Below are 12581 nucleotides of genomic sequence, written 5' to 3' on the forward strand. Positions count from 1 at the left end.
GGTGTTAAAGACAACCATCAACCTGGAACCTGGAAAAAAAGTATATTTCGCTTCGGATCAGCATTTCGGGGCACCCACCCCAAAGGAAAGCAAAATGCGGGAAGAGCGTTTCATCCGGTGGATGGACGGGATCAAGCATGATGCACAGGTGCTGTTTTTAATGGGAGATCTGTTTGATTTCTGGCACGAGTGGAAACATGTGATCCCGAAAGGTTACGTCCGGGTGCTGGGAAAGATCGCCGAACTGAAAGACCGTGGGATACACATTTATTTTTTTGTGGGAAACCATGATCTATGGATGAAAGATTACCTGGAAGATGAAATCGGGTGTACGGTTTTTTATAAAAAGCAGTACTTTGAAATGGGCGGAAAACAGTTTCTACTGGCACATGGTGACGGGTTAGGTCCGGGCGATAAAGGGTATAAAAGGATGAAAAAGGTCTTTACCAACCCGGTGGCGCAGTGGTTTTTTAAATGGCTGCATCCCGATATTGCCATGAAGATCGCCTTATACATGTCGCAGAAAAATAAAATGATTTCGGGAGATGAAGACAAAGAATTCCTGGGTGAAGACAGGGAATTTTTAATTATTTATTCCAAAGAAAAGCTCAAAACCCAGCCTATTGATTATTTTATCTACGGGCACCGCCATCTTCCCATGATCCTGGATCTGGAGGGAAAAGCAAAATACATTAACCTGGGAGACTGGATTACCTACTTTACCTATGGCGTTTTCGAACAGGATTTTGAGCTGAAGACCTTTGGGGAAGGCACAAAAAAATTACCTCAAAAAGAGGTAATCTTCGAATGATAATACATTCTTGTTTTTAATCCATATTCTGTAGAGTTCAATACAAGAAGCCGACCAAAATTTAATTTAATTATTAAAAAAATATTAAAACAGGATTTGTTTTTGTTAATTTACTCATAATGAGATAATAAAGTTAAAATATTCAAAAGTGGAAGAAATATTCAGCATACAGACAGAGCGGGATTTTTTAACGGCAGCACTCGATACATTCCTTTACCAGTATGAAAATGTTGAGGTATACAGGCGTTTTGTGGATTATCTCAACATTGATCCGGATAAGGTGGAAAGTTTGGAGAATATCCCGTTTCTGCCGATCGAAATGTTTAAAAATCACCTGATTTTAGATGAAAATTCAGCCACAGATCTGTTTTTTCAGAGTTCGGGTACCACAAAGATGAATCTTTCAAAACATTTCATTGCTAAGCCTGAACTTTATGAAGAAAGCATTTATAAAAGTTTTGAACGGTTTATCGGCAAGCCGGAAGATTTTATTTTTCTCGGGCTTTTGCCAAGCTACCTGGAAAGACAGAATTCTTCACTGATTTACATGGTCGATTATCTGATGAAGAAATCGGGCAGACCTGAGAATGGTTACTTCCTGTATAACCACGAAGATCTTCTTAATCTTTTAAATACGCTGGGTGACAAAAAAGTAATTCTTTTCGGTGTTTCTTTTGCCCTGCTGGATTTTATAGACTTCTGTAATTCCATGCAAAGCGGCGTATCGCTGGCTGCTTCGGAAAACATAACTGTTATTGAAACCGGCGGAATGAAGGGGAGAAAAGAGGAAATGACCAAAGACGAACTGTTGAAAATATTGCAGGAAGGTTTTAAAACCAATACAATTTATTCGGAATATTCGATGACCGAGCTTCTTTCGCAGGCGTATTCATTAGGGAACAATGAATATGAATGCCCGAACTGGATGAAGATTATGATCCGGAATGCAGAAGACCCTTTCAGCTATGAAAATGAAGGCCGTACCGGAGCCATTAATATTATTGACCTGGCAAACATTCATTCCTGTTCGTTCATTGCTACACAGGATCTGGGAAAAACAGCCGGATCCAAATTCCAGGTACTGGGCAGGATCGATCATTCGGACATCCGCGGGTGTAGTCTGCTGGTGAGTTGAAGTAATGTTGTTTGAGTGTGAGAGTGTTTGATAGTGGGAGTGATCGGGAGTAGAAGAGTTATGTAGAAGTGTGAGGGAGATAAAAGAAATAGGGAAATTCTCCGTTAAAAGGGTAATCAATTAAATTAATTAAAAGCAAAAGTGTTAAAAATAGAAGAATTGGTGCATGCGTTCATCCATTCTCAGTGTGATTTTGAGAAGGAGATTGTTTTAACCAATCATTTTCAGGCCGATTGGGAAGCCGATATTCTGCTGGTGAATGCAGAGGGTTTCAGCCATGAAATCGAGATTAAGCTCTCGAAAAGCGATTTTAAGAACGACTTTAAAAAATCATATACCAACGCAAATACGGGGGAAAAATTTCTGAAACACGATAAAATTTCATGCGGAGACTATATCTGCAATGCATTCAGTTTCCTGTTGCCAATGGGGATGGTAGATCATAGCCTGATCCCTTTGCATTGTGGGATTATCGAATTTTATCATAACATTGATCGCTGGGATACGGAATTTTATAGGATCCGGGAACCGAAACGTGTTCACGAAGATTCGTACTGGAAGCTTAATGATAAAGATGTTTTTCTCCGGAAAATGGCGCTGAGCCTCCTGCAGAAAAAACTGGAAATCAAAGGGAAACATGAGGAACTTATTTTCAGGAGTCCTTTTGAGATTAAAAAAGCGAAATAAAGAAACCCTGTTTTAAACAGGATTTCTTTATGGATCATTTTCAGCCTGTTTAAGGCTGATATAAGTGATGTTGCTTGATCTATGCTTGTTTTTTCGGCCTTTCAATCAGGGAATTATAGGTAAATGCGGCAGCAATACCTCCCAGAACGGGAGCTGTAATAAACAGCCATAGCTGGCTCAGGGCTTCACCGCCTGCGAATACTGCAGGGCCGATGCTTCTCGCCGGATTTACGGAAACTCCCGTTACTTTAATACCTACAATGTGAATCAGTACCAGGGAAAAACCGATAGCCAGGCCGGCAAAACCTCCGTTGATATTCTTACTGGAGGTAGCTCCTAAAATAACCATCAGAAAAATAAAGGTAAATACAAATTCTGCCACAAATGCAGAAAGCGTATTGTACTGGTCCAGATAGCCCGTTCCCCAGCCATTGGAACCCAATGCCCATGGTTTCATTTCAGCGCCGGGATGTCCTGTGAAAATAATATACAGGATTCCGCTACCGATTATTCCTCCAAGAATCTGGGCAATAATATACCGGACCGCCTCGTCGGCTTTCATTCTTCCTGCGGCCACCATAGCAATGGATATGGCAGGATTGATGTGGCAGCCGGAAATGTGCCCAATTGCATACGCCATGGCTACTACGCTGAGCCCGAACGCAAAAGAAATTCCCAGAAGTCCGACTCCGGTAGTGCCATCGGCACCGGCAATAACGGCACTTCCGCAGCCCATAAAAACAAGTACCATGGTACCCAGCATTTCTGCGACAAATTTGGATGTTTTTGAAATCATCATCGTATATTTTTTTGTTAATCCTCTAAAGTACAAAAATTAATAAATCAAATTATTTTTTATTTTTCAAATTTTATTATCGTGGTTTTGGTGATTTTACTGATTTATCTAATTTAAATTAACTGTTTTTAACGTATTATATGTTTTTATAAAAATTTATGATTTTGTTTTAAATTAATATATTTGAATAAGGCAGATGCTGTATGTATTATTTTTTGCCCGGTTTCTCAGATGAAAAAATTGCTGTATATCCATATTCTGTTTTTAGTATCGTTTTTTTATGCTCAGAAAGCTGACAGGGAGCTTCCCTGTTATGACCTGAAGGAAATCGTGAAGGTAGAACCTACCGCACTCTATAAGCCGCATCTGGATGCTGCGAAAAGTTTTGGCATAAAGCTGCTGAAAGATTCAAAATCTGTAGAAAAGTATATTCACAATGGAAAATTCCACAAAATAAAAAAATCCGGAAAAGGGTATCACGTACAGAAACTTGATTATAGCAGGGCATGGATGGTTCCTAAGGGTAAGCTGATGCTGGAAAAAATCGCGGCACGTTTCAGCAAAGAAACAAACGGCAATACCTTTACCGTTTCGTCCCTTACGAGAACACTGGAAGACCAGTGCCGGCTGCGCAGGGTGAACTCCAACGCTGCCCTGGGAATCAGTTCTCATAATTACGGAAATTCTTTTGATATTTCTTATGTTCGCTTTAACGATGTCCTGAAATATAATCCGAAAATGGAAAGTGCTCTGGAAAAGGTACTTAAATATTATAACGATGCAGGGAAGATTTATTATATCAAAGAGAGACAGCAGAGTTGCTTTCATATTACCGTAAGAAACTATTAATTAATTTTCAATTATTTGTGAGATACTTGCATACGTAATATAGTTTATATAATTTTATCGCAATAAAAAACTTAGAATATGGAAACATTAAACAGGGAACAATGTAGCGCTGCAATTGCAGAATGGGGAAATTGCTGTGGCGACTTTGAAATGATTAAGAATACAGTACATACCAATTATGTTTTTAATTTTGATTCCGAGCAGATCGACTGGATGAAGAGAATGAACGAGTGTAATGAATTCTGTGCTGAGATTGGCGTATATCAGAGCCAGCTTGTAGCTATCCTTTGTCCGTTGGATTATTACGGGCAGAAAAAGTCCTCAGACAGTTATCCTTTCAGCTTTTTTAATGAACTGGATACCAACTTGAATCTGGTAGAAACAGAAAAATATGTCCTTGTGAAAAATGCGGTTCTTTCCAAAGAGCTAAAAACCATTGATGACAGTTCCGATATGTTCTGGCCGATCGCCGATAAGCCGATGATGGAACAGGATAAAGCAGTGGAAGCCATTGAATCCTGGAGAGATGAAGGAATGATGTGGTTCTACAGAGAATGTTCCGAATTACAGGGAACAAGGATCTTCAAAAAGTTTTTCGTGCCCGCAGAAAACCTTAATCCGCCGAAAGAGGGCCTTACCCATATGGTATGTTCTTTCGGGCTGAAATTTTCTGAGGTATACCAGAGGGTGTTACCAACTCTTATTTTTATTTCTTTTTATCAGGACCTTACCAATTCAGGAAGCGTGCTGAAGACTTCAAATACTTATGACTGGTCGTACCCTTGTCCGCCAATCTGCCAGCTTTTATAATTTTTTAACCAAAATATATTGTGAGTATTTTTTATGTAATTGCTTATCTTAATAATGCACTACTTGCTGTTTGTGCTTTGATAGGAATTATCAGGTTCAGAAATTTTAGAAATACTGAAAAATGGTATGTATATTATATCATTTTTCTTTTTTTCATAGAAGCAGCGAGCCGGATTTCCATGAATGTACTGAATGTAAAAGACCTTAACTTTCTGTTTCCGTATTTTGTTGCGGGAGAGTTTCTTTTACTGGTGATTCTTTTTATCAGAAAATTAGCGCTGCCTCAGTATTTATACGTTCCGATGATAATGCTTGCCGCCTTTTTTCTGCTGGATACAGGCATGGTTGCCAATGAAGTAAAAAAAGTAATATCAAACATTATCATCATCTGCTTTGCGGGTTATGCACTGTTAATGGAAATTAAAAATACAAAAGTCGATGACCGTTTCATAGCGGTAGACAGTCTTATTTTCCTGTATTATGGATTGTCGGTCTTTCTGTTTTTCCTTCTCAGGCAACTTGTGGATTTAGGGCAGGAAGAAGCCGGGATGATCTGGAGCATCAATAATGTCCTGTGCTGCTTTCTTTACGTATCCATCATTTATACCTTTTTAAAATTAAAGAAATAACATTAAATATTACCTTCTTCATTGCGCTGATTGCCGTTCTGGTAATTATCATGTCTTTTGTCCTGTTGGCTTACAGAAGCTTTATCCAGAGAATTCTCAAGGAAAAAAATGCACAGTATGAGGCAGAGGTTCAGCATCAGAAACAGATCGTACTGGAAAACATAAAAGCGCAGGAGTCGGAACGGAAAAGAATCGCGGTCATGATCCACGACGATATAGGAAACCGTCTCAATATTCTTTCTTTATGGCTGAACAACCTCGACACCAAAGGGGATGAGCTTATTAAGAAAAATATCACGACGCAGATGTCTTCCCTTATTGATTCGGCGAGAAGCATCTCTCACTCATTATATCCCGTGAATCTGGAATCGGTAGGGCTGGTGCTGTATATTGAAGAGCTGATTGCCAACCTGGCAGGTAGGATCAATATATCGCTGAATGTAAGCCCGAAATTTCAGAAAAAGGAAATTTTTATAGAAGTTCAGTTATACCGGATCATTCAGGAATTTACTACGAATGTCCTCAAGCATTCGGAAGCGTCCCGGGTCTGGATCTATATTAAAGATAATACCGGTAACCTTGCTGTTGTAATCTCAGACAACGGGAACAGTTTTGAATATGAAGAAGTGAAAAAGGGGATGGGTATCAAAAATATCGAATCCAGAATAAAATCGATGAATGCGGCACATAAATGGAAAAATGTCTTAGGGCATGGCAGCCGGTTAATTATTAAAATTCCGTACAACAATGAAATCTCAGATCAAATTAGCATTAGTTGATGACGAACAGCTGATCCTGGAAGCAGTTAAAATGTTGCTTTCCTCTGAAAAGGATATCTCCGTAGTGGCGATGGCAAACAACGGGCCGGATTTTCTCGAGACCCTTGAAAATTCTGCTCCTGAAGATTTCCCTCATATTGCTTTGGTAGATGTACAGATGTTACCGATGAATGGTTTTGAACTGGTGGAAATACTCAAGGAGAAATATCCCGACCTGAAGATTATTATCCTTTCATCCCATTATAAGACGACAATTTTAGGTTATATGGTAAAGCTGGGCGTTTCTGCTTTTTTACCTAAAAATTCCAACAGGAATGCCTTTATTGAAGCGATTACCATGGTCTATAAAAACGGGATTTTCTTTACGCCGGAAGATCACCAGATGATCTTTTCCTACATGAACAGCCCTACAAAGAAAAGAACCCTTTTCGAGATGGATGATGAGCTTTCCGACCGCGAAAAAGAAGTGGTAAAGCTGATATGCCAGGAATGCACCAACAATGAAATTGCAGAAAAGCTTTACATCAGCCCGAGAACGGTGGAAAGCCACAGGCAGCGGATTGTCGAGAAGATCGGCGCAAAAAACACGGTAGGTATCGTTATCTATGCCATTATCAATAACATCCACCCATTAGAAAGAATATGATTCCGTAGAAATACGGAATTTTTTATTTGGTATTTTCTACGCTATTATCAGAGTTTTTTTCATCGTTACTTTGGAGGGTTCATATAATAAAGCACTTCGTTATCCTTAATGAAGACAAGATAAAAACCACAAAGTGAAATGAAATATAAAATTATCTCTGCCGGAATCTTTTTCGACGGTACCGGAAACAACGGGTTGAACGCAGCTTCTCCCCGCAAGCCAGACAAAAATAATGAGAGCTATTACAGCGGGATTACCAATATCTATAAATTATTCAGTCTTTTCAGCGGTGATGAAAAAATTTATATAGAAGGAATAGGAACCGTTACAGGATCCGAAGACGACGATTTTGCCATAGCGACCTGCAAGAATTCTTCAGGCGTATCAGGTTACTCTTCTGATGACAAGCTGGAAAAGGCTTTCTCATTTGCCCGGAATCTGACCGCTGAAGGAGGGACGGAATATCATTTTTATGTCTATGGATTCAGCCGTGGCGCAATGCTGGCAAGAAATTTCTGCTATGAACTGTTAAAAGAATATTCGGAGTTTTCCGGAAGCCCTGTAAAAATAAAATTTCTCGGGCTCTTTGATACCGTAGAATCCGCAGCGTTCAGCAATTATGAAGTAACCGTACTTCCGGAAACGGAAAAGGTACTGCATATCTGTGCCCTGAATGAATGCCGTTATTTTTTTCCGCTTACCGGTCTTTTTGAAGATTCAAAAGAAAGAAGCGATTCACATTATGCAACGGAACATTCGGTGTGGAAAGAAATTTTCGTACCCGGCTCCCATGCCGATATTGGAGGCGGTTATCTGGAAAGCTCGCAGTCGGTCTATATTTCCCCGACTTTTACGGAAAACCATGATCTTTTCGGCTATATGGAAAGCATCAGGGCCACGCTGGAAGATACTGAAGGAAATAAGATCTGGAACAATCTGCTGGAAAATTGCGGCGTAGAGCATAATGGTATTTCCTCGCAGGCTTACGTGATCAGGGATTGGGTGTACAACGGGCTTCCGAAAGTCTATGGCCGACTGATGATCTCTGAGACCAATGCAGAAAAACAAATCTTCAGGACAGATTTCAGGGAATCTGATTTTGAAATCGAAAAATATGAACATCCCTGCCTTGCGGGATTGTCGGATGCGCTTGAGCAATATGTGCAAAACCCGTCGCCGGATACAAAACCGGACTATAATTATGAAATGCTGACAGACTATACCCATATCTCCGCGAATTTCGGACTGTACCATGATGCCTTGCTTCGGCATTCCAAAGATGATGCCCATGCAGAATTCATTAACAACGGGCTGAATGTTCCCGGGCATTCAGATCAGCAGTATAATAAGTCTCAGACCAGGTTACAGTCGGAAATACACCATATAGAAGATTCTGTGGTGGATTATGCATACGGAACAAATATTCCCAATAACGACCATTGGAACCGGACCATACTTATAAAAGAAAGTCTTTACAATAAATGTTAGTACTTTTTCAGTTTTAAATTTAGGTGTAGAGTTGCCACAGTTGGCAGCTCTTTTTATTTATTGGGTATGGCCAGATTAACTTAAGCGCGAAGCAGAAACCAGGATAAAGGGCTAACCTAAAAGGTGTAGATGATTTTAATGGCAAATGTATATTTTTGTCTTATCATTTTTATTGGGATACAAATTAAAAAAACAATCAGAAAAAATATTTCAAATTATGAAGCTGCCTACAGAACTAGGAGATAAGTATATCGATACCGTCCTTTCCAATTTTTCCTTAGAAGATCTTCAGGATGAGCGGTGGGAGCTTATTGAAGGATTTGAGAATTATGCCATTTCCAATTACGGACGGGTGAAAAGCCTGGAACGAATGGTCCCGCTTCCCATCCATGGAGAACAGAAAATATTGGATAGGATTATCAAGCCGCAAGTTTTCAGATATTTTAATAAGCATTTAAAGGCTCATTTCTATAGTGTAAGATGTAATCTCTGTCTCGATGGAAAAGTATATGGAAGATCAACAGCCCGTTTGGTTTATTATCATTTTGTTGAAAAATTTGATATGGATGATCACTCCTATCGTGTATCATTTAAAGATGAAAATCGTTTCAATGTGCATTATAGTAATCTTGGGAAGATAACAGCTATCGAGCTTCGTAATAAAGTACTCAATACAGGAAGAGGAAAAAAGGGGAATTATTGGCAGGCCGTGAGCCAATATACCGTTGATGGCGGTTTTGTCGCCAGTTATGAAAATATCTATGCCGCAAGTGAGATTTTGGGGATTCACCATGTACATATACTCGCTGTTATCAACAAAAAAAGAACTACCGCCGGAACATTCCGGTGGTTTGCAAAAGATGATATACCCACGAAAAAAGATTTTATACCGGACGAAAAAAGTAGATCAAAAAAAGCATTTAATATAAGCCTGTGGAAAAAGATCGGAGAACCGCCCGTTGATCATAACAACCCTCCAGCCTGCCTGAATTTATCGCTGGAAGATATTCCCGGCGAAATATGGAAACCAATTCCTAATCTTGAAGGATATTTTGCCATATCCAATAAAGGAAGAATAAAGCGGCTGGATACATGGACTGAAAATAAAAACAAAACTCTTTTCAGAGAAAACATCATTTCTCTTTTTGTGGATAATTTTAATAGCAAGTGCTATCTGTATGCCAACCTAAGTCATAAATGCAAACGGGTCCAGATAAGACTGAACAAATATCTTTATTACTGTTTTGTTAAAAAATTCGATCTCAATGACCGTTCGATTGTTATCATTAATAAAAATGAGCCTCTATGGAATATTGATATTGCAAATCTGGAACTATGTTCCCCTACCCATCATCTAAATAAAAAAAAGTAACCGAACTGAACTATTGAGAATCGATTGAATTTTTATCAGATTAAAAGGTGTGCTTTAATTTTTCTATCTAAATTAATCAAAGCCTGCAGGATACAGCAGCAGGTTTTTCAGGACTTTATAACTAATAAGCCCCTGATTTCTTCGCAGGGCTGTAAACGTATTAAGATTGCTGTTATTGGCTTATGAATGTCGAATTATTGTTGTAACTAAAAATTTCCTTTATCCGTAGAAATACCTAATCGGAAATTTAGTCATTTCTACCATACCACATTTTCTCTGTTTTACCGAATTTTGCCTTATTCAACTTATAAATATGTATAAGTTTTCCCCCCTTGAGCCATTTTTTAAGTGGCTCTTTTTGTTTGGCTTAAATTGCTTTATTTTCCGTATTTTTGCACCCGAAAATTCATTATTCACATTAATCATTATTTAACACATGCTTTCGGTTCAAGGTTTAGGATTACATCATTCGGGAAACTATCTGTTTCAAAACGTAAATTTTACAATCAAAAAAGATGATAAAATCGGTTTGGTCGGTAAAAACGGAGCGGGAAAATCCACTTTGCTGAAAATGCTTTCCGGAGAAATTACCTTCTATGAAGGAAACGTGGTTCCCGAAGGAAACATTACCATCGGTTTCCTGAAGCAGGATCTCGATTTCGTTAAAGGAAGAACCGTATGGGCAGAAGCGATGCAGGCCTTTGAGCAGATCAATGCATGGAAAGAAGAACTGGAGGAAGTCAATCATCAGATGACGGTAAGAACCGATTATGAAAGTGATTCTTACACGGATCTGATCAATAAAATGACCGAGCTTAACGATCTCCTGATGCATCATGATGCCTATAACCTGGAAGGTGACGTGGAGAAAGTTCTTTTCGGATTAGGATTTAAAGCCGATGATTTCCAGAAGATCACCGATGAATTTTCCGGAGGCTGGAGAATGAGGATTGAACTGGCCAAGCTACTGCTTCAGAAAAACGACCTTATGCTTCTCGATGAGCCTACAAACCACCTGGATATGGAATCCATCATCTGGCTGGAAAACTTCCTGAAAGACTATCCCGGAGCGATTGTTCTGGTAAGCCACGACAAGCAGTTCATGACCGCAGTCTGCAACCGTACTTTTGATGTGAATAACCGAAAAGTAGACGATTACAAAGCCAACTATTCCAAATACCTCATCATGCGTGAGGACCGCCGTGAGAAACTGATCCAGGCTAAAAAGAATCAGGATGCTGAGATCAAGCAGATGGAAGACAACATCAATAAATTCCGTGCCAGTGCTACCAAAGCTTCTTTTGCCCAGTCATTGATCAAAAAACTGGATAAAATCGAGCGCATCGAAGTAGACAATGAAGACGTTTCCAAATTCAATATCCGTTTCGTACAGTCTGTTGTTCCTGGGAAAGTAATCTTTGAAGCTGAGAATTTAGGAAAAGCATACGGCGAAAAGCAGATCTTTGACGATGTGGATTTCATTGTTCAGCGGGGTGACCGGATTGCCTTGCTGGGTCAGAACGGACAGGGGAAAACAACACTGGCTAAAATTTTAGCAGGGGATATTAAAGACTATTCCGGAAGTTGGAACCTGGGCCATAATGTAAATATCGGATACTTTGCCCAGAACCAGGAGGAAGTTTTAACTCCGAATAAAACCGTACAGGAAGAAGCAGAAGATGCCGCAACGGAAGAAACGAGACCGAGAGTCCGTGACCTTTTAGGTTCTTTCCTTTTCCAGGGAGAAGCGGTGAATAAAAAAACAAAAGTGCTTTCCGGAGGAGAAAGAAACCGTCTGGCACTTTGTAAATTACTATTGCGTCCTTTCAATACCCTGATTATGGACGAACCTACGAACCACCTTGACATCCAGTCCAAGGAAATCATCAAGCTGGCCTTGCAGAAGTTTGAAGGTACTCTGATCGTCATTTCGCACGACCGGGAGTTCCTGCAGGGACTTTGTGACAAAATCTACGAATTCCGCGACGGAAAGATGAAAGAATTCTTAGGCGATATCAACGAATATCTGGAATTCAGACAAAAAGAATCAATTCGTGAAATCTCGGCTGAAAAGGCAAAGCTTCATAATGATGTTCCTAAGGCTGACGTGAAAAAAACGGAAGAAAAACCAGCGGCCAACAGCGGTCAGCCGGCAACGATTATCAGTAAAGAGCATAAAAATATCCAGAATAAAATAAAGAAAGTCGAAGAAAAAATTTCGGAGCTTGAATTAAAAGTAGAAGAATTCGAGGCTTCTTTTGCCAAAGAAAATCCCTCTGAGGAAACATTGGAAAAATACAGCCAGACCAAAGAAGAGCTGGAAGTGGCTCTGCAGGAATGGGAGTACTTAGGAACTCAGCTGGATTGATTTTTTTTCTGAGGGAATTTAACGGCAAATCTCTCCAGTTGGTTATCTAAATACAATGTTTCGGTTCCTGCCGTGCGGGAAATCGTACATTCTGAATAGTCAATGCCAACCCGGATATGGATTGAAGTTTTCAATAGATGAAGAAATGACGAATGGCATTTAGGAAGGTACAGTGCTTTTGTAGCATCATCATTTCTGCCTAATTGAGGTA

12 protein-coding genes are annotated in these 12581 nt (G+C 39.6%); 11 read left to right on the forward strand and 1 reads right to left on the reverse strand.

Translation table 11 applies throughout. The features are described 5' to 3' along the window. The first annotated feature begins 1 nt into the window (after nucleotide 1). The 3 genes from ACED20_RS14210 (at nucleotide 2) to ACED20_RS14220 (ending at nucleotide 2633) form a co-directional block, all read left to right on the forward strand. Nucleotides 2-811, forward strand: a complete 810-nt coding sequence (locus tag ACED20_RS14210; protein ID WP_294222817.1) for a UDP-2,3-diacylglucosamine diphosphatase — start codon at nucleotides 2-4, stop codon at nucleotides 809-811. Between the two features lie 148 nt (nucleotides 812-959). Beyond that, complete coding sequence (locus ACED20_RS14215; protein WP_294238906.1) at nucleotides 960-1946, forward strand: acyl transferase; 987 nt, start codon at nucleotides 960-962, stop codon at nucleotides 1944-1946. Between the two features lie 141 nt (nucleotides 1947-2087). After that, a complete protein-coding gene (locus ACED20_RS14220) occupies nucleotides 2088-2633 on the forward strand; it encodes a hypothetical protein (RefSeq protein WP_294201466.1) in 546 nt (181 codons plus the stop codon). Nucleotides 2634-2712: 79 nt separating this feature from the next. Here the strand turns inward: ACED20_RS14220 and aqpZ are convergent, their stop codons facing one another. Further along, complete coding sequence (gene aqpZ, locus ACED20_RS14225; protein WP_378105323.1) at nucleotides 2713-3432, reverse strand: aquaporin Z; 720 nt, start codon at nucleotides 3430-3432, stop codon at nucleotides 2713-2715. Between the two features lie 180 nt (nucleotides 3433-3612). On the opposite strand from aqpZ, the gene ACED20_RS14230 reads away from it, so the two are divergent. The 8 genes from ACED20_RS14230 (at nucleotide 3613) to ACED20_RS14265 (ending at nucleotide 12370) form a co-directional block, all read left to right on the forward strand. After that, nucleotides 3613-4278: a DUF5715 family protein gene (locus tag ACED20_RS14230; protein WP_294238903.1), complete on the forward strand. Its 666-nt coding sequence runs from the start codon at nucleotides 3613-3615 to the stop codon at nucleotides 4276-4278. Nucleotides 4279-4356: 78 nt separating this feature from the next. Beyond that, nucleotides 4357-5088 (forward strand): hypothetical protein, encoded by a 732-nt coding sequence (locus ACED20_RS14235; RefSeq protein WP_294201463.1) that lies wholly within the window; start codon nucleotides 4357-4359, stop codon nucleotides 5086-5088. Between the two features lie 20 nt (nucleotides 5089-5108). After that, on the forward strand, nucleotides 5109-5717 hold the full coding sequence (locus tag ACED20_RS14240; protein ID WP_294201461.1) for a hypothetical protein: 609 nt from the start codon (nucleotides 5109-5111) through the stop codon (nucleotides 5715-5717). Next, complete coding sequence (locus ACED20_RS14245; protein WP_294201460.1) at nucleotides 5663-6496, forward strand: sensor histidine kinase; 834 nt, start codon at nucleotides 5663-5665, stop codon at nucleotides 6494-6496. The genes ACED20_RS14240 and ACED20_RS14245 overlap by 55 nt, the downstream gene beginning before the upstream one ends. Further along, nucleotides 6465-7142, forward strand: coding sequence for a response regulator transcription factor (locus ACED20_RS14250; protein WP_294201458.1), 678 nt, complete (start codon nucleotides 6465-6467; stop codon nucleotides 7140-7142). The genes ACED20_RS14245 and ACED20_RS14250 overlap by 32 nt, the downstream gene beginning before the upstream one ends. 138 nt (nucleotides 7143-7280) lie before the next feature. Next, nucleotides 7281-8630, forward strand: a complete 1350-nt coding sequence (locus tag ACED20_RS14255; RefSeq protein ID WP_294230686.1) for a DUF2235 domain-containing protein — start codon at nucleotides 7281-7283, stop codon at nucleotides 8628-8630. A gap of 217 nt (nucleotides 8631-8847) precedes the next feature. Beyond that, nucleotides 8848-10002, forward strand: coding sequence for an NUMOD4 domain-containing protein (locus ACED20_RS14260; RefSeq protein WP_294238899.1), 1155 nt, complete (start codon nucleotides 8848-8850; stop codon nucleotides 10000-10002). A 436-nt stretch (nucleotides 10003-10438) separates the two neighbouring features. Beyond that, a complete protein-coding gene (locus ACED20_RS14265) occupies nucleotides 10439-12370 on the forward strand; it encodes an ABC-F family ATP-binding cassette domain-containing protein (protein WP_294201454.1) in 1932 nt (643 codons plus the stop codon). The last annotated feature ends 211 nt before the right edge of the window (nucleotides 12371-12581 follow it).

Source organism: Chryseobacterium sp. sg2396 (assembly GCF_042610505.1).
Classification (GTDB): domain Bacteria; phylum Bacteroidota; class Bacteroidia; order Flavobacteriales; family Weeksellaceae; genus Chryseobacterium.